23 protein-coding genes and 1 pseudogene are annotated in these 18,008 nt (G+C 42.5%); 10 read left to right on the plus strand and 14 right to left on the minus strand.

Features of this window, described 5'->3' with window-relative positions:
• Positions 1-72: 72 nt before the first annotated feature.
• Both V7K44_RS02230 and V7K44_RS02235 read left to right on the plus strand, forming a co-directional pair.
• On the plus strand, positions 73-231 hold the full coding sequence (locus V7K44_RS02230; RefSeq protein ID WP_334928224.1) for a hypothetical protein: 159 nt from the start codon (positions 73-75) through the stop codon (positions 229-231).
• Positions 232-612: 381 nt separating this feature from the next.
• Complete coding sequence (locus V7K44_RS02235; protein ID WP_334928228.1) at positions 613-2,220, plus strand: sugar dehydrogenase; 1,608 nt, start codon at positions 613-615, stop codon at positions 2,218-2,220.
• 509 nt (positions 2,221-2,729) lie between these two features.
• Here the strand turns inward: V7K44_RS02235 and V7K44_RS02240 are convergent.
• Together V7K44_RS02240 and V7K44_RS02245 are read right to left on the minus strand one after the other, a co-directional pair.
• Positions 2,730-2,879: pseudogene (locus tag V7K44_RS02240) on the minus strand (Uma2 family endonuclease); the annotation flags it as partial.
• A 954-nt stretch (positions 2,880-3,833) separates the two neighbouring features.
• Positions 3,834-3,995, minus strand: a complete 162-nt coding sequence (locus tag V7K44_RS02245) for a hypothetical protein (RefSeq protein WP_334928230.1) — start codon at positions 3,993-3,995, stop codon at positions 3,834-3,836.
• On the opposite strand from V7K44_RS02245, the gene nifB reads away from it, so the two are divergent.
• The 8 genes from nifB (at position 3,989) to V7K44_RS02285 (ending at position 12,131) form a co-directional block, all read left to right on the plus strand.
• Positions 3,989-5,440, plus strand: a complete 1,452-nt coding sequence (nifB, locus tag V7K44_RS02250; protein WP_334928232.1) for a nitrogenase cofactor biosynthesis protein NifB — start codon at positions 3,989-3,991, stop codon at positions 5,438-5,440. The two genes, V7K44_RS02245 and nifB, sit on opposite strands and share 7 nt — an antisense overlap.
• A gap of 122 nt (positions 5,441-5,562) precedes the next feature.
• Positions 5,563-5,919: a 4Fe-4S binding protein gene (locus V7K44_RS02255; RefSeq protein ID WP_334928235.1), complete on the plus strand. Its 357-nt coding sequence runs from the start codon at positions 5,563-5,565 to the stop codon at positions 5,917-5,919.
• Positions 5,920-5,956: 37 nt separating this feature from the next.
• Positions 5,957-7,165 (plus strand): cysteine desulfurase NifS, encoded by a 1,209-nt coding sequence (gene nifS, locus V7K44_RS02260; RefSeq protein ID WP_334928237.1) that lies wholly within the window; start codon positions 5,957-5,959, stop codon positions 7,163-7,165.
• Between the two features lie 114 nt (positions 7,166-7,279).
• Positions 7,280-8,179, plus strand: coding sequence for a Fe-S cluster assembly protein NifU (nifU, locus tag V7K44_RS02265; RefSeq protein ID WP_289794937.1), 900 nt, complete (start codon positions 7,280-7,282; stop codon positions 8,177-8,179).
• Between the two features lie 223 nt (positions 8,180-8,402).
• Positions 8,403-8,759, plus strand: coding sequence for a globin domain-containing protein (locus tag V7K44_RS02270; RefSeq protein ID WP_334888291.1), 357 nt, complete (start codon positions 8,403-8,405; stop codon positions 8,757-8,759).
• Positions 8,760-9,107: 348 nt separating this feature from the next.
• Positions 9,108-10,001 (plus strand): nitrogenase iron protein, encoded by an 894-nt coding sequence (nifH, locus tag V7K44_RS02275; protein ID WP_334928240.1) that lies wholly within the window; start codon positions 9,108-9,110, stop codon positions 9,999-10,001.
• A gap of 150 nt (positions 10,002-10,151) precedes the next feature.
• Positions 10,152-11,534, plus strand: a complete 1,383-nt coding sequence (gene nifD / locus V7K44_RS02280) for a nitrogenase molybdenum-iron protein alpha chain (RefSeq protein ID WP_334928242.1) — start codon at positions 10,152-10,154, stop codon at positions 11,532-11,534.
• A gap of 357 nt (positions 11,535-11,891) precedes the next feature.
• Positions 11,892-12,131 carry a DUF2281 domain-containing protein gene (locus V7K44_RS02285; RefSeq protein ID WP_334928244.1) on the plus strand — a complete coding sequence of 80 codons (240 nt, stop codon included), beginning with the start codon at positions 11,892-11,894 and terminating at the stop codon, positions 12,129-12,131.
• A 73-nt stretch (positions 12,132-12,204) separates the two neighbouring features.
• Here V7K44_RS02285 and V7K44_RS02290 read toward each other — a convergent pair whose 3' ends face one another.
• The 12 genes from V7K44_RS02290 to V7K44_RS02345 all read right to left on the minus strand — a co-directional run bounded on the left by V7K44_RS02290 (position 12,205) and on the right by V7K44_RS02345 (position 17,914).
• Positions 12,205-13,038 (minus strand): hypothetical protein, encoded by an 834-nt coding sequence (locus tag V7K44_RS02290; RefSeq protein WP_334928246.1) that lies wholly within the window; start codon positions 13,036-13,038, stop codon positions 12,205-12,207.
• 115 nt (positions 13,039-13,153) lie between these two features.
• Positions 13,154-13,330 carry a hypothetical protein gene (locus tag V7K44_RS02295; protein WP_334928248.1) on the minus strand — a complete coding sequence of 59 codons (177 nt, stop codon included), beginning with the start codon at positions 13,328-13,330 and terminating at the stop codon, positions 13,154-13,156.
• Positions 13,330-13,509: a hypothetical protein gene (locus V7K44_RS02300; RefSeq protein WP_334928250.1), complete on the minus strand. Its 180-nt coding sequence runs from the start codon at positions 13,507-13,509 to the stop codon at positions 13,330-13,332. Before V7K44_RS02300 ends, V7K44_RS02295 begins: the two co-directional genes overlap by 1 nt.
• Positions 13,509-13,688, minus strand: coding sequence for a hypothetical protein (locus tag V7K44_RS02305; RefSeq protein ID WP_334928252.1), 180 nt, complete (start codon positions 13,686-13,688; stop codon positions 13,509-13,511). Before V7K44_RS02305 ends, V7K44_RS02300 begins: the two co-directional genes overlap by 1 nt.
• On the minus strand, positions 13,688-13,849 hold the full coding sequence (locus tag V7K44_RS02310) for a hypothetical protein (protein WP_334928254.1): 162 nt from the start codon (positions 13,847-13,849) through the stop codon (positions 13,688-13,690). Before V7K44_RS02310 ends, V7K44_RS02305 begins: the two co-directional genes overlap by 1 nt.
• Positions 13,846-14,259, minus strand: coding sequence for a type II toxin-antitoxin system VapC family toxin (locus V7K44_RS02315; protein ID WP_334928256.1), 414 nt, complete (start codon positions 14,257-14,259; stop codon positions 13,846-13,848). The genes V7K44_RS02310 and V7K44_RS02315 overlap by 4 nt, the downstream gene beginning before the upstream one ends.
• Positions 14,256-14,570: a hypothetical protein gene (locus tag V7K44_RS02320; RefSeq protein WP_334928258.1), complete on the minus strand. Its 315-nt coding sequence runs from the start codon at positions 14,568-14,570 to the stop codon at positions 14,256-14,258. Before V7K44_RS02320 ends, V7K44_RS02315 begins: the two co-directional genes overlap by 4 nt.
• 246 nt (positions 14,571-14,816) lie before the next feature.
• Entirely contained in the window at positions 14,817-15,146 is a 330-nt protein-coding gene (locus tag V7K44_RS02325) for a type II toxin-antitoxin system RelE/ParE family toxin (protein WP_334928260.1), read from the minus strand.
• On the minus strand, positions 15,130-15,393 hold the full coding sequence (locus tag V7K44_RS02330) for a hypothetical protein (RefSeq protein ID WP_334928432.1): 264 nt from the start codon (positions 15,391-15,393) through the stop codon (positions 15,130-15,132). Before V7K44_RS02330 ends, V7K44_RS02325 begins: the two co-directional genes overlap by 17 nt.
• 349 nt (positions 15,394-15,742) lie before the next feature.
• Entirely contained in the window at positions 15,743-16,165 is a 423-nt protein-coding gene (locus tag V7K44_RS02335) for a hypothetical protein (RefSeq protein ID WP_334928261.1), read from the minus strand.
• 98 nt (positions 16,166-16,263) lie between these two features.
• Positions 16,264-16,863: a hypothetical protein gene (locus V7K44_RS02340; RefSeq protein ID WP_334928262.1), complete on the minus strand. Its 600-nt coding sequence runs from the start codon at positions 16,861-16,863 to the stop codon at positions 16,264-16,266.
• Between the two features lie 544 nt (positions 16,864-17,407).
• The gene (locus tag V7K44_RS02345; RefSeq protein ID WP_334928264.1) at positions 17,408-17,914 is read right to left on the minus strand and encodes a hypothetical protein; all 507 of its coding nucleotides are present in this window, start codon (positions 17,912-17,914) and stop codon (positions 17,408-17,410) included.
• Positions 17,915-18,008: the final 94 nt, after the last annotated feature.

Genomic DNA, 18,008 nt, shown 5'->3' on the forward strand with positions numbered 1-18,008 from the left:
AAGGTTATTGCAGAAATATTACAGGTATCTAAGAACCTCTCTCTAAATCTCTCTCCTAAAAGGAGAGAGACTTTGAAATTTCCTCCTTACCGCGTCGGGAAGTGGGTTAGGTTTCGCGTTGGTTTTTTTAGATCAATTCCTAAGTGCGATGTCTACGACGGGCTGCGCCTACGCAATTTTTCTGCGATCGCAATTTTTCCCACAGCACGCTCACTCTCGCTACAACCATGAGCCACGGCTAGTTATACCAAGGGATATGTGCAATCAATCACCACTATTTGAGAAAAACCAAGTCCTCAGCCTTGGGCTTTGCAAACAAAAACTTGGCTTATTGACTGAGAAGGAACCCTGTTAAGACCCTCTACATAATGGTTTCGAGGCTAAGTAGCTTGAGGAATATTTTAGTTGGGAAGTGCGATCGCTCTGCCTTTTTTATAACTCTCGGTTGATGAATTTTTTGATGAGTTAGAAAAAATAGTGGTAGATAAAGATATTTTAAGTCTTTCCAAAAAATAACACCCCTGAGTTAACTTTGTTCAGACTCTCGGTGAAATCGGCTAGCCGAGAATGATGTGTAACATAAATCACTACCAAGCTAGAGGGAAGTTAAAAATGGTTGCATCTACTCTAAAACCAACACACATATTTGGACGCATACTATCCGCATCGCTAATTAGTTTGATGTCCTTAGAGGTTCTTAGCACCGCAGCGATCGCTCAACCGCCGGCTGCATCTGTTGACACCCAGATAAAAGTGCCTAGTACAATGACCTCTTGGCCCTTTAACACTACCCGTTACTTGAAAATCCCGCCCAATTTCTCCGTCTCTGTTTATGCTCGCATTAACAAAGCTCGCTTTATGGCAGTTGCTCCCAATGGGGATCTTCTAGTATCACAACCCAGTTCCGGTAAAGTGTTAATTGTCCGGTCAAATGGCAGCAAAGACCCAATTATTTCTGACTTCGTAACAGGTCTACGCAAACCACACGACATTGTGTTTCATAAGATTGACAACACCACATACATTTATATCTCTGAGAGTCATCAAATTAACCGCTTCATCTACAACTCTGGAGACTTAATCGCCAAAAATCGCCAAATCGTTGTAGTCGGTTTACCAGACAGCAGCACCCAAGAACTTAGAGGTGCTTATGGTCACGAACTGAAAAATATCGCACTTGATGCCAACCACAAACTCTACGTGTCAATCGCCTCTACGTGCAATGCCTGTAAGGAAGATACTGTCAGCACTCCAAAGCGTGGTGCGATTTACCAGTACGACGCTAATGGAACCAATCAGCGGCTTTTTGCCCAAGGTTTACGTAATGCCGAAGGGTTAGCATTCTTACCTAGCACAAATGACCTTTGGGTAGTTGTTAATAATCGAGATCAGATCGCTTATCCCTTCAACGATAGCAGTGGCAATTACGGTAAAATTATCCCCTCCTATGTAGACAACCACCCACCAGAGGAGTTCACGAAAGTCCGAGATGGCGGTAACTACGGTTGGCCATTCTGTAACCCCAATCCTGACACCTCAAATGGCCTCAACAATATGCCATTTGACCGCGACTATCAGTTCAATGCTAATGGAAGTGTTAATTGCAATGCAATGGACAGGATTAGCAAAGGTATCCAAGCCCACTCCGCTCCCTTGGGACTAACATTCTTACAAAATACTAACTTTCCCAGCCTTTACTCAAATGGAGCAGTGTCAGGGCTGCATGGTTCATGGAATCGGCAGAAGAAAACGGGCTACAAAATAGCTTACTTTCCCTGGAACAGTACAACAAAGACCCCAGAACAAGAGATAGATTTAGTCACCGGTTGGGTAGTTCCAGCAAGCCAAGAAACCTGGGGGCGACCCGTGGATATGGTAGTAGACCAGCAAGGTAATTTGTTAATTTCGGATGACTTCAGCGGCACTATCTATAAGCTTTCTTACACGCCGTCACAACAGGTCAAGTTCTACAGAGACCCTAACTTTGGCGGAATTTCCCAGTCTTTTCCTACGACTCCAGGAGTATATAAATACAACCAAGGTGACTTAAATATTGTTGGTAATGACACTATTAGTTCATTCAGTGTACCACCGGGTACGCGGATACGTGTGTGCCAACATATAAATGGTAATGGTTTATGCCGTGAATATACTGCTGGTGATTATAAATCCCTTGGAAATGACCTTGATAATATCATCTCGTATATAGAGGTCAAGTAGCACCACTCACCGAATTTTAGATTTTGAATTTTGGATTTTGGATTGAATACTTTACAGCAATTTTCATGTATTTGAACCATATCTGCCATAAAAGTAGAGCATTGCTGTGTCCCTACCGCGTGGTCTATTTAGCTGAAATATAGCTGTAAAAGTGTTCTACTGAACGCTTACACCGTACCCCTCTGGGGAAGCAAGCTACGCGTAGCGTTCCGCAGGAAAGTCCAAAATTTAAAAAGGTCTGGTATCAAGTCCGGTTAATCACTTATGATTACCGGATCTGTGCAAAAATCGGAAACGCCTTTTTCCCCCTGCGGTCTAAATTATAAGTCTTTCGCCAGACACGAGATGAGATGATGTTTGGAAAGTCAACTTGAAACTGCGATGTCTACGACGGGCTGCGCGATCGCAATTTTACCCACAGCACGTCCAGTTTCGCTGTAATTGTGAGCCGCCAATGGCTGCTCCTTCCCCCTTTCAAAATAATTATCATTCTATTTATTGGTGATTTTATTTTTTGGAAGTCCCTTATGGGGAATTGTACCGCCTGTCATTGCAAACACTTCACCATTGGCATATTCATAGCGAACGTCTTGCTGAGGTTCCCATTCCAGATATTCCTCAACGGTCATTTTTGGCGCTTCTTGGGGAATGGCTATGATAACTCAGATTTTTATCACACTTAGTTGAATTGTAGCTTTTAAACCTCTCTCCTAAAAGGAAAGAGATTTTGAATTTTCCCCCTTCCCGCGTCGGGAAGGGGGTGAGGTTTTTGCTAAGGTTTGTAATGAGCAATTCAGAAAATTCATTGCGATCGCTCAATCATGTTAGATTATAGTTTGTTGTTTCTCTTAAACACAAAATCCTACAGTTTCTTACCCATCTCCTCATAGTGGTCATGAAAGAAAAGAAGTAAAAAGTTAAGTTTTTTGAAAATGATATGCAGCAACACACCTATTTTCATTACCTCATATCGCTTATCACACAAGGCTTACAACCACAATTGAATATGATTGTCAAAGCAAAAATTAAAAAAATATGAATTGCATTTTTACCCTCAAAAAAATGATATGTTAGATACAGAATTGAATTTCGCACGTTTCTGGAGTAGAACAATGTAGACTACTCCAGTTTTTCACCCTCAAACCCTTGGCATCTCTTGCTTTTGACGGAAACTGAGGGTAATCTGAGTACACATTTTAATAACTCAAATCCAGTTAGAATTAGATTAAATTCCTTGCTGAGATTGAGTTTTAGCTGAGTACAAATAAATCCTGAACCCCTATCTATAAACACTAGAACCCCAACCAAAAAATACTAGAACCCCTACCTGAAAAAAACTTTTTTAATTCTTGTAATGCTTGAAGAATTAGGGTTTTTAGTATTTGAGTACAAAAGTAATAAATCCAATAAATTCTATCCTAGAGAGACGCAACATCTGGCTGGGAGACGGCTGCTATAAATCTTATATCGCCAATCACCTAACGCTCTGAAACAAAACAAAGCGAAGGGTGAGTGGAGGGATGACATAGCACCATGCCTGAAGTGAAGAGAAGTCGCGGCTGTAAGCACAAATTCTACCCAAGAACCGAACGTTGACACACACCAGCCGAACATCAGATATCTATCGCCTGTCTGACTTGAAAATAAGTCGCCCTCACCCAAGGGTTTGCAGGAAGTGTGGAAGACGCGACTTCAATTCTGGGCATAGAGAGCAGCAACAACATCTCCCACAGTGGCAGCCAAGTCCACCGACCTTTTGCGAAACTCAATGACATCACCGTCTACACGACTCCTCAACTCCAACGCTACGGAATCGCCAACCCAAGCAAAATCAGGTGGTTGCGGCTGTGACAGCACCACCAGCACCACCGTGGAAAGGGACGAAAAGCTCCAAGAACGCATTGCTAAACATCCCTGCTACAGCGAAGACGCTCATCACCACTATGCGCGGATGCACGTTGCAGTTGCTCCAGCTTGCAACATTCAATGCAACTATTGCAACCGCAAATATGATTGCGCTAACGAAAGCCGTCCTGGAGTAGTTAGCGAATTGCTAACACCAGAAGAAGCATCACACAAAGCTTTGGTCATTGGTGGTAAGATTCCTCAAATGACCGTTGTGGGAATTGCCGGCCCTGGCGACCCATTGGCGAACCCAGAAAAAACCTTCCGCACATTTGAGTTGATTGCAGCACAAGCACCAGACATCAAGCTGTGCTTATCAACCAATGGTTTAATGCTCCCTGACTACATCGATCGCATTAAACAATTAAATATAGATCACGTTACGATCACCATTAACATGGTAGATCCAGAGATCGGTGCATTGATTTATCCTTGGGTTCACTACAAACGCAAGCGTTACAGAGGTCTTGAAGGTGCAAAAATCCTCCACGAAAGACAGATGGAAGGATTACAAGCCCTGAAAGATGCTGATATCTTGTGCAAAGTCAACTCCGTGATGATTCCCGGAATTAACGACCATCACTTAGTCGAAGTGAATCGAGTCATTCGTGAGAAAGGTGCATTCTTGCACAACATCATGCCATTGATTTCTGCACCAGAACATGGCACACACTTCGGTTTAATCGGTCAACGCGGCCCCACACCCAAAGAACTCAAAGAAGTTCAAGACAACTGCTCTGGTAACATGAAAATGATGCGTCACTGTCGCCAGTGTCGTGCCGATGCAGTCGGATTATTGGGAGAAGACCGCAGCCAAGAGTTTTCCAAAGAGAAATTCTTGGAAATGGCTCCTGAATATGACATGGAACAACGCGCTACTGTTCACGAAGGAATTGAGAAGTTTAAAGAAGAACTTAAAGTAGCCAAAGACAAGGCGTTAGCTGGTAAGAAAATTGCCAATAGTCCGAAAGTTTTAGTTGCAGTAGCAACCAAAGGCGGCGGATTAGTTAACCAACACTTCGGTCATGCGAAAGAATTCCAAATTTACGAAGTGGGTGGGGACGAAGTTCGCTTTGTTGGTCATCGCAAAATTGACCAGTACTGCCAAGGTGGATACAGCGAAGAAGCTTCCTTTGAGCATATTATGAAAGCGATCGCAGATTGCAAAGCAGTTTTAGTTTCCAAGATTGGTAACTGTCCTCAAGAAAAATTGCAAGAAGCTGGAATCAAGACTGTTGAAGCTTACGACGTGATTGAAAAGGTTGCTTTGGAGTTCTACGAGCAATACGTTAAGGAATTAGGGAATAACGAATAGGGCATGGGGCATAGGGCATGGGGCATGGGATAAGAATTATCCTCAATGCCCTCCCCTAAACCCAATCCTCAATGCCCAATGCCCAATGCCCAATGCCCCATTCCCCAAAAGGAGAATAAATCATGGCTTACAAAATTCTTACTAGCCAGTGTATTTCCTGCAATCTCTGTCTAACGGTATGTCCCACAAATGCAGTAAAAGTGGTTGATGGACAGCACTGGATTGACCCTGAACTTTGTACAAACTGTGTTGGTAGCATTCATACCGTGCCTCAGTGTAAAGCTGGTTGTCCCACCTGCGACGGTTGCGTTAAGCAGCCTAGCGATTATTGGGAAGGCTGGTTTGCTAATTACAACCGCGTAGTCGCTAAATTAACAAATAAACAAGATTACTGGGAACTTTGGTTTCAAAGCTATTCTCAGAAATACTCAGAGCAGTTGCAAAAGCGCCAAGCCCAAACAATGGGTGCAGAAGCTTAAATAATTCGTAATTCTTAATTCGTAATTGAAGACAACAATGCAAAATAACTGCATCTATCTCGATAATAATGCCACCACTAAGGTAGATCCACAAGTTATAGAGGTAATGTTACCTTACCTCACAGATTATTACGGCAATCCCTCCAGTATGCATACCTTTGGTGGGCAAGTCGGTAAGGCAGTGAGAACAGCAAGAGAACAACTTGCAGCCATCCTGGGAGCCGATGAGTCAGAAATTGTCTACACAAGTTGTGGAACTGAGGGAGATAACGCGGCGATTCGAGCCGCACTGTTAGCGCAACCAGAAAAGCGACATATTGTCACCACCCAAGTTGAACATCCAGCAGTACTCAATGTCTGCAAACAATTAGAAACCCAAGGTTATAGTGTTACCTATCTATCAGTAAATAATCAAGGGCAGCTGGATCTAGATGAACTAGAAGCTTCCTTGACGGGTAACACCGCCCTGGTGACAATTATGTATGCTAATAACGAAACTGGGACGATTTTCCCGATTGAGCAAATTGGGTTGCGCGTAAAAGAATATGGCGCTATCTTCCATGTAGATGCGGTGCAAGCAGTGGGAAAAATCCCTCTGAATATGAAGACTAGCACCGTGGATATGTTAACCCTGTCTGGTCACAAGTTGCACGGACCAAAAGGAATTGGTGCTTTGTATATTCGACGCGGGGTTCGGTTCCGTCCTTTTATTCTTGGGGGACACCAAGAACGCGGACGTAGGGCGGGAACAGAGAATGTTCCAGCAATTATCGCCTTGGGCAAAGCTGCGGAACTGGAACTGTTACACTTAGAAGAAGCGATCGCAAAACAAAGAAAGCTGCGCGATCGCCTCGAACAAACTTTACTAGCTACAATTCCCGATTGTGTCGTTAACGGTGACGTTACGCAGAGATTGCCAAACACCACAAATATCGGCTTCAAGTATATCGAAGGTGAAGCAATTCTACTGTTATTGAACAAATACGGTATCTGTGCATCATCCGGTTCTGCTTGCACCTCCGGTTCTCTGGAACCCTCCCACGTCCTGCGGGCAATGGGCTTACCCTACACAACTTTGCACGGTTCTATCCGCTTCAGTCTTTGTCGCTACACCACCGAAGCCGAAATCGATCAAGTAATAGAGGTAATGCCCAGTATTGTAGAACGTTTACGCGCCCTCTCACCCTTCAAAAATGATAATGCAGGTTGGTTGCAAGGACAAGAACAAGCACTGGCGCATCGTTAGGGGCTAGGGACTGGTGACTGGGGATTAGGGACTGGGAATTAAGGAAGAATTTTCCCAATACCCAGCACCCAATCCCCCAATCTAAAATCCAAAATCTAAAATCTAAAATTCATTATGTGGGATTACACCGATAAAGTATTAGAACTGTTTTACGATCCCAAGAATCAGGGAGAAATTGAAGAAACGGGCGAAGCTGGAGTTAAGGTTGCAACGGGCGAAATCGGTAGCATTGCTTGCGGCGATGCTCTGAGATTGCACCTGAAAGTGGAAGTAGAATCTGATAAGATTCTAGATGCTCGCTTTCAAACCTTTGGTTGTACTAGTGCGATCGCATCTTCTAGTGCATTAACCGAAATGGTCAAAGGTTTAACCTTAGATGAAGCTCTGAAAGTGTCCAACAAAGACATTGCAGATTACCTTGGTGGTTTACCAGAAGCAAAGATGCATTGCTCTGTTATGGGACAAGAAGCCCTAGAAGCCGCTATCTACAATTATCGTGGCATTCCTCTAGCTACCCACGATGATGATGATGAAGGTGCATTAGTTTGCAGTTGCTTTGGCATCAGCGAATCTAAAATCCGTCGCGTGATTCTAGAAAATCATCTCACGGATGCTGAACAAGTAACAAATTATGTGAAAGCTGGTGGCGGATGCGGTTCCTGTCTGGCGAACATTGATGATATTATTAGATCAGTTCAACAGGAATACGCCTCACCTGCTCTCAACAATTACGGCGTAAAAGTTGCCACAGAAATTGTTACGTCCAAAGAACGATCGCTAACTAACGTCCAAAAGATTGCTCTAATTCAAAAGGTTCTTGATGAAGAAGTCAGACCCGTACTGATTGCAGACGGGGGAGATGTAGAACTCTATGATGTAGAAGGCGATCGCGTTAAAGTTGTACTGCAAGGTGCTTGCGGTTCCTGTTCTAGTAGTACAGCAACTCTGAAAATTGCGATCGAAGCCAGATTACAAGATCGTGTCAGCAAGAGCCTTGTAGTCGAAGCAGTTTAGGAATTGCTGTAGGACTTAACGTAATCTACAAATACGCTCTAATATGCATTCAGCCAGGAACAGAAAGTAGGATTTGAACCATATAATTGTCTCCACATCAATGCTTCAATCCTACCGACAACCGATAGCTAAATTAGCTATAAAGGCTAACAGCATATAGGCTGCATAGATTAAGCGCCTACTTGCAAATTTCATCATCCAACTCGCTTCAAAGGAACAGGATATGAGCACATTGTACGACAACATTGGTGGACAACCAGCTATTGAACAAGTAGTAGATGAACTCCACAAACGCATTGCCGCAGACAGCCTCCTCAGTCCCATTTTTGCTGGTACAGACATGGCAAAGCAACGTAATCATCTAGTTGCTTTCTTAGGTCAAATATTTGAGGGGCCAAAGCAATACGGCGGTCGTCCAATGGACAAAACCCACGCAGGAATGAATCTACAGCAACCACACTTCGATGCGATCGCCAAGCATCTCGGCGAAGCAATGGTTGTGCGTGGAGTGTCAGCAGATGACACCAAAGCTGCACTAGATCGCGTCACAAATATGAAGGGCGCTATTTTGAACAAGTAATAGGACTTATGCATTGATTGTTGACAAATAACAACATCAAGTCCTATTGAATCTTGCAAGCTGAAACACATTATGACGTATTTGTAAATTGCGTATTTTTCTTTGTTCTTTGTCAAAACAAATGACAAAGGACAAAGGACAAAAACCAAAAGAAAAAAATTTTAACGAGGAAGATCGATGAACTTACTGTCAATAATTTTGGCTGTGGAGCGATCGCCCCCAGCAGGCATTTATGCCAATGCTACCAACGATGCTCTACACGCGCTCACTACTGTCGCTCAACTGGCGTGAACGCAACTGACAAACGCACAGACCCACCAACCAACCAATTGCAGGGAAATACGAATCATGACAGACGAAAAGATAAGACAGATAGCTTTCTACGGTAAGGGCGGTATCGGTAAATCTACCACTTCCCAAAACACCTTGGCAGCTATGGCAGAAATGGGTCAACGCATCCTCATCGTCGGTTGCGACCCTAAAGCTGACTCCACCCGTTTGATGCTGCACAGCAAAGCTCAAACAACCGTTCTTCACCTCGCCGCAGAACGTGGTGCAGTAGAAGATATCGAACTCGAAGAAGTAATGTTAACCGGTTTCCGTGACGTTCGTTGCGTAGAATCTGGTGGGCCAGAACCCGGTGTAGGTTGCGCCGGTCGTGGTATTATCACTGCCATCAACTTCTTAGAAGAAAATGGTGCTTACCAAGACCTAGACTTCGTATCTTACGACGTGTTAGGTGACGTTGTGTGCGGTGGTTTCGCAATGCCTATCCGTGAAGGCAAGGCACAAGAAATCTACATCGTTACATCAGGTGAAATGATGGCGATGTACGCTGCTAACAACATCGCTCGTGGTGTTCTTAAGTATGCTCACACTGGTGGCGTGCGTTTGGGTGGTTTGATTTGTAACAGCCGTAACACAGACCGGGAAATCGACTTGATCGAAACCTTGGCAAAACGGTTGAACACCCAAATGATTCACTACGTACCCCGTGACAACATCGTTCAACACGCAGAATTGCGCCGGATGACTGTTAACGAGTACGCACCAGAAAGCAACCAAGCTAACGAATATCGCACATTGGCTACAAAGATCATCGACAACAAGAATCTATCTATTCCTACACCCATCGAAATGGAAGAACTAGAAGAATTGTTGATTGAATTCGGTATTCTCGAAAGCGACGAAAACACTGCAATGCTAGTTGGTAAGAGTGCTGCTGAAGCTCCTGTAGTATAATTCGCTGCTAATAAATAACGCTTTAGCACAAGGAAAAAGGAAGAGTTTCATATCTTCCCTTTTATCCTCTCCCTTACATCTCCCCCCTAATCTTAGAGGGGACTCCTAGTCCCCCTATGCCCCGATCCTTACGAGTCACAGAGGCTAAATATGACACCTCCAGAAAATCAAAACATCATCGAAGAAAGAAAAGAACTAATTAAAGAAGTTCTAGAAGCTTATCCCGACAAAGCTAAGAAAAAACGGGAAAAGCACTTAGGCGTATACGAAGAAGGTAAGTCCGATTGCGGCGTTAAGTCTAACATCAAATCCCTTCCAGGTGTAATGACCGCTCGTGGTTGTGCTTACGCCGGTTCTAAAGGTGTGGTTTGGGGCCCTATTAAGGACATGATCCACATCAGCCACGGGCCTGTAGGTTGCGGTTACTGGTCTTGGTCTGGTCGTCGTAACTACTACATTGGAACCACAGGTATTGATACCTTTGGTACCATGCACTTCACCTCCGACTTCCAAGAAAGAGATATCGTTTTCGGCGGTGACAAGAAACTTACCAAGCTCATCCAAGAACTTGATGTACTTTTCCCCCTCAACCGTGGTGTTTCCATTCAATCTGAATGTCCCATCGGTCTAATCGGGGATGACATCGAAGCAGTTGCTCGGAAGACATCCAAAGAAATTGGCAAGCCAGTTGTACCTGTGCGTTGCGAAGGCTTCCGGGGTGTTTCCCAATCTTTGGGACACCACATTGCTAACGACATGGTTCGTGACTGGGTTTTCACCAGATCCGACCAAGCGAAAAAAGACGGTACACTCAAGTTTGAAGGTACTCCTTATGATGTAGCCATCATTGGTGACTACAACATCGGTGGAGATGCTTGGGCTAGCCGCATCCTGTTAGAAGAAATCGGCTTGCGCGTAGTCGCTCAGTGGTCAGGTGATGGCACAATCAACGAAATGTTGATGACCCCCAATGTGAAGATGAACCTCATCCACTGTTACCGGTCGATGAACTACATCAGCCGTCACATGGAAGAAGCTTATGGAATACCCTGGCTTGAATATAATTTCTTCGGCCCCACCAAGATTGCTGAATCTTTACGGGAAATTGCTTCTAAGTTTGACGAAACAATCCAAGCAAATGCTGAAAAAGTTATCGCCAAGTATCAGCCAACAATGGATGCGGTAGTTGCTAAGTACCGCCCCCGCTTGGATGGTAAGACCGTTGCCATCATGGTTGGTGGTCTACGTCCTCGCCACGTTGTCCCAGCTTTCCTAGACTTGGGCATGAAGATGATTGGTACAGGTTATGAGTTCGCTCATAATGACGACTACAAACGTACCACTCACTACATCGAAAACGGCACCATCGTTTATGACGACGTTACCGCTTACGAATTCGAGGAATTTATCAAAGCGCTGAAGCCTGATTTGGTAGCTTCTGGTGTGAAAGAGAAGTACGTCTTCCAAAAGATGGGTCTTCCTTTCCGTCAAATGCACTCTTGGGATTACTCCGAACCTAGCGATCGCTCTTAAACATCATATAATACAAGGGTTTTTAGCAGCAGGAGAAAAAAGAGCCTATTTCTAGCCTAAATGCAAGTTGTAGGGTTATCTAAAAATAATCTGTTTTTATGCTTTAAACAATATAACTCTTATTCTGTCTGGCTTTTAGGATTTGTTGGCATTTTTATTAAAGAAAAACTGTAAAATGAAATACTATTTATAATGACGATTTTTTAGATTAAATGGTGCGAAACGGCTAAATTGAGCAGTAGATCAAATTTGCATCCACACCAGGATCTTTTGTACGTTTGCTCCATAAAGTGTTAGCCTGCTAGACTAAAATAATTAGACGTGAAAAAGACCGATGAATAACGTCTGGGGGTTTCCTTGATCATTATACAAACTGCCACTGAAAAAATGCGATCGCTCCCGCCAGAGAAGCAACAAGAGGTCTTAGATTTTATTGAGTTTCTGCAAAGTCAGTTAGCACAAAAAAATACAAACATTGAACAAATTGAGCCTATTTCATTTTTGGCAGCATCTCAAAAATTTGCTGGTTGTGTTGATGGTGGTCCCGGTGATTTGGCGACTAACAAACAATATCTGGAAGGTTTAGGAACTGAATGAAGCAGCGAGTCATCATCGATACGCGTCCGCTATATTTGAATTGTCAGCCCCTCTGAGTTGTGGTTGTTAACTTCTAAACCATTCCAGGCAGATTAACAATTGCATCACCCACATTTTTTATATCCTGATGTAGCTCGTATCCTAAATAACTTAGATAAGCTTCCGGCTTTCCAATAGCTCTCGGCTTGCAAATAGAAAATGGCCGAAATCCAAAACGATCTGCGATAGCTAACTGTAAATTTCCTCCAATAGTTTTGTATTCACTATTTTGAATATGTTCTTCAATAATGTAACGGGGAATTCTCGACAGAGGTCTACCAGGTTCACTGTCTCCATTAAAAGCTTTTTGAATTTTCTGCGTCATATCTTTTCTATCCTCACCAAGATACACAAAGGATTTTTCATTTAGATCGGTGTAATCTGTGCATTTTAATACATATTCATTATCATCTTTAACAGGATAGTAGTGAAAAATATGTTGTTTTTGAGTGACGTGACACCACCCAAATAAAGCAACTTCAACGCCTGAATGCTCGCAAGCTATTACTTTGTAATCATCAAAAGCTCTACCTAAATACTGCAAGATAAAATCCGCCACATCAGCCATTTGAGGGATATATGGTTGAACAGTCGCTAAATTACTTAAGAGAGGCATTAATGCTAGAAATGTATTTTGACCTAGCAGAGTACTGCCTGCAAAACAGTACCCATAGGTGTGAAAGTAACCTATCTGTGAGAAAAATCCGTCTTCACCAGGAAACCTGCATACCACTGGCAACGCGAATACTTTTGCAGCATCATCAATAAGAGTAGAATTTTTATTGTTGGACACACGGCTATCTGAAGCTACCCAAAGAGAAGGATTTTCAGACATTTCGTTATTAAACCAAATAGCAATAGCTGTCATTCTGTTTTACTAATACTCCATAGCATGAACGAGCAAATAACATTAAAGTAACTTAATTCTGTAAAAGCTGGCAAATAGGCAAATAGCCAAAAAATTTTGACTATTATCCTAAGGTTCAATTTGTGTCTGATATTTGGGATGTTTGATATGATGGTGCGTTGTGCTTTACGACAACACACCCTACTGGATTATGGCGATTGCCCTCACTCGACAAGAAACTAGGCGATCGCAGTAAAAGAAGTAGACTATTATAGCGATCGCACTCACTCGGCAATAAACTAGGCGATCGCATTAAACCATCCAACCCTCAATTAACAATCCGGGTAATTTGCCCAAAGCCCGATGATTGCCTGTTAATAAAACTAATTTACGAGATAGTGCGATCGCATGACAGAGATTATCTGTGAGATGCATAAAAATTAGACTGTTGGTGCGATCGCCCTCACTCGACAATAAACTAGGCGATCGCATTAAACCGTCCAATCTTCAATTAACAATCCGGGTACTTTGCTAAAATCCCGATGATTGCGCGTTAATAAAACTAATTTACGAGATAGTGCGATCGCATGACAGAGATTATCTGTGAGATGCATAAAAATTAGACTGTTGGTGCGATCGCCTTTACTCGACAATAAACTAGGCGATCGCATTAAACCGTCCAATCTTCAATTAACAATCCGGGTACTTTGCCCAAATCCCGATGATTGCCTGTTAATAAAACTAATTTACGAGATAGTGCGATCGCAGTAAAAGAAGTAGAGTGTTGTTGCGATCGCGACTTAAATAACGTTTTTTTACTTGGGACACTCAATCAGACAACAAGATCGCAAAGCCTTCTTGGGTAAAGTGTTTATCATGGGTCAGTACCTCTATAATCTCCAGTTGGCGCATAGTGTGCATAGAAATGCAATCTGTCAGGCTATAGCCTTTATCAAAACGTTGAGAATACAGAGCTAGACCACCTAAAAAGGATTCGCGTGTTTGGGGAATAACTTGAACCCGATCATTTTGTAGAATGCTTTGTGCTAGTTGAAATATTCCGCTTCGGGTGTATCTACCAGCAGTTGAGAAATAATTCACAAACTCAGTCAGCACCTCATCGGTTGTAATCAGTTTTGTTTGCATCAGCGATTTGTGTATTTCTTGAGTGCGGACGTGCCATGCATCTCGTGGATTAGCAAGCGCTATCCAGTAAAACGTGTCTACGAAAACAGGATTCATGCTGATGTTTGAGGAGTTCCGTAAAGATACTGATCGTGCTGCTCTGCGCTATCTGTGTGCAAGTTAACCAGTTCTTCAGGAGGAATACTCTGAGCAAATTGCTCGAACTCGTTGAAGAGATTTAGCAGAGAGTTATCTGCTTGGATAGTAGAAGCAATTACTTGAGTGCTATCTACTTCTTGAATACTATCTTGATTAGAACTTTTGAAGCTAGGTTGCGCCTTTACAGACTGCAAAATGTACAAAATTGCTTCTATCAGTTCCTCTGGTGCTTGCTCAATTTCTCGAAGAAGTTGCTCTTTCGCTGTCATTGCTGATACCCTCAAGCAAATACTTGAAATTGTACTATTAAGTTGAACTCCCATCACTCTCACTTAAATAATATTTTAAGCGATGTCTACGACGGGCTGCGCCTACGCATTAAACCGTCCAATCCTCAATTAACAATCCGGGTACTTTGCCCAAATCCCGATGATTGCCTGTTAATAAAACTAATTTACGAGATAGTGCGATCGCAGTAAAAGAAGTAGACTGTTGTAGCGATCCGCCTTTAAACCCTAAACCCCACCTTCTAAATCATCTATTGTCAGTGGTGCTTGAGCAGTATGACGCACATACAACACATAAACTGTGGTATCTCGAATTGTAAAAAGCACTCGATATACATTTTTGCCTTTACCATAAAGGAGTTGGCGTACTTCTTCTGGGAAAATCTCATGTTCGACTGCTAAAGTACAGCGTTGAGGCTTCTCTTGTAGCGTAGCAATAGCATTCATCAATCCTCGAAACCAACGATCGGCAAATTGAGGATTTTGCTCTCGATACCAGCGATATGCTTGCTCAATCTGAGCTTCCGCAATTGGAGTAATCTCAACTTGAAATGCCATACTTTTGCTGCATTTCTTGGACGAAATTCCCAATAGGGCGAGTTTGACCAGCGTTGAGTTCCTCGAAGCCTTGGCCAATACCTGCAATGGTCTCCAACTGATCGATCAGTTGGCGTAGTTTAGTTGGATCAATTTTGCTAAGATCGAGAAAGGTAACGAGAACTTGAGAGCGATCGCTAATATCTTCTGGTAGCTCAGTTAGCTGAATCTGCCCATCCTGATAAATGCCTTCGATGGTTCTGATCATAAGTTGCATTTAGGTTGGTATTTTCTTAATTCTACCAACTAGCACCAGGGAACTGTCACAACTGAAATTGTAAATTAGAGTAGGGGGTGGCAACTCCCTCAAACCTAATTAAAAATGATTTAATTGATTTTATGAGCGATGTCTACGACGGCCTACGCCTACGCCTTTAAAGATTATCTGTGAAATGCACAAGAAGTAGACTGTTATTGCGATGTCTGCGAAGGGCTATATATAGGGCGTCGCCCTCACTCGACAATAAACTAGGCGATGTCTACGACGGGCTGCGCCTACGCATTAAATCGTCCAATCCTCTATTAACAATCCGGGTACTTTGCCAAAATCTCTTTAATCAACAATGACAATCAATCGCAACCACTATATTGTCTTGATATTGGCGTAAAAGACTTCGGAACTTTTCTAGCCATTCTTCATTGGATTTTCCTTCACGATCGTGCCACTTTCCATCAGGCGTAACGATAGCGTATGAAACTAAGTCAGACATTAGGGCAGAGATAGGACGAATATTGTCTTCTGATTGCACAATATCTAGCCCGTATCGATGTTGAAATTCTTCGGGATTGAGATTGTAATGCTGCTCCTTACCCCAAATTATGCCATCATACTGACCACCAATAGCAAATCCGTCACATTTTGCTTGCAAAGATGGATTATCTTCATCCGTTTCAAAATATGGCAGCATCAATTCTTTAGCCTTTTTGCTTGGGTTTGGTTCTGTGCGATCAACAATCACAAGTGTTAGAAAATGGCTCATCTTTCAGTACGTTAAATTGTGGTTATCATTGTTCCAAAAAATACGTTATGAATCATTAGGTTTAAGCTTTGTATCATTCCTTATAAGTATCACACAAATTAACTACTGAATTGCTGAATAATTGTCTGGACAATTGCCAAAATAGCTCCGACGTTATCCAAGTAATATCTTTGCTTATCAAGCAAAGCCACTTTTTGCGAAAGTTGAAGAAACTGCCATACTTCTCCTGTTGTCACGCATCCATACACGGGTATTTCTGCTTGTCCAGATGAACGATTGAATAAATCCGCCGCCACCATTTGGGCGATGCACTGTCCTAACCCAACTTCAACATCATTTTTCTTCGCTTCCACAACAGTGATAATTGGGCTTCGCAACGGTGGTAAAGGTGGAGCTATTGCTAAAATAAAATCACATTCCCCAATCAAGCCCTGTGTAGGATCAACATCAAGTCTTTGTCCAGAGAAAATGGCCAAGCTATCTTGGCTCAGATCCCGACAGGTTAGTAAAATCGGTACAATAATAAATTCGCTCCGAGCCTTTTCACTAATCAGAGCTAATTGGGTTCGCTTTCCTAAAGTTTCATTTAACCACGAAGGAATAGAAAGAGGTACAAGCTTAGGGAACAAATCTGCTTCTTGGGTGGTGATTCCCAAAACAGCCGCAGCTTTTTCTAGAGTAAAGTCGCTGTACTCCATAGTTTTGACTCATGAATGTTGCTCAATACACTTGAGGCACAAAAAACTGCTCATTGCGGGGGGCGCGAACATAATCCTCAGCCACAGGTCTAGACGAAAGCTCTAAGGGAGGAGGTGTCATATCTTCGTAAGGAACTTTGCTTAACAAATGATGAATGCAGTTGAGCCGCGCCCCTCTTTTATCATCTGCTTCAATTGTAAATCAGGGGGCTTCTGGAATATTTGTGTAAGCAAACATCGTATCTTTTGCCTTTTCTAGGTTTTTTATTAAGTCTGTAGCTGGTTGAGTTAGATCATTATTTTGCTAATTTTTAATTTCATCAATTGACATCGCAACGACTCCATGCGATTGAATCGGCATAATTAGAGTTTATCTATATATATTTTAATGCGATCTAAGTGTAAATATACACCTTCATAAGTATTATTACACCAAAAATGTAAAATCAACAGGCTAATGACCAAAGTCAGCGGCAGCAAAAAGCGATCGCACTATGCCATAATTCTGGTATTTAGTCACATTTTTTACGCTTAATCACGGTTTTTACTGAAGCTTCGTTGTATTGTTTTTGGGCAACTCAGGACGTTTAAGTAAAGCTGGTACTGTCCTAGTATCCTTTTGAATGTCACGTTTTAAGCTGATCTGAAGATAAAAATCATCATCATCGATGTGAAATTGATCAAGCTTCATTCCCAATCGTTCAACAGCTAACTCGAATGCTTTCTTATTTGATGGATTAATACAAAGCGATCCGCCTTTTGATTTCAACATGATTTGTATATTCTTTGCCAATCGACCAGCTTTATCAAGCTTGCTTGTGTTCTGTTCTCCACTGACCTGACTCCTATGCGATGGAGAGACTGTTTTGCATTTCTTCTGCTTTTCAGTCTTATGAGAAGGCTTTGGCTCCAACTGCTGCCTAGAGTTGTCTTGAATAGCCTCAGACTTAATTATAAACTCTGCTATGCAGCTACCACACATGAAATCTCCATCATCATAAATGCCGTCAAATAAATCAAATGGCATTGCACAATAGTCACATGTTGGCATAATCTTCATCCTCTAAGCTATTTGCTGCTGACACTCTAGCTCAGGTTGTCATGATGTACAAAATTCTTATACATAAAATTATATTATACAATTT

This window comes from Nostoc sp. (assembly GCF_036917235.1).
In the GTDB taxonomy this organism is placed as follows: domain Bacteria; phylum Cyanobacteriota; class Cyanobacteriia; order Cyanobacteriales; family Nostocaceae; genus Nostoc.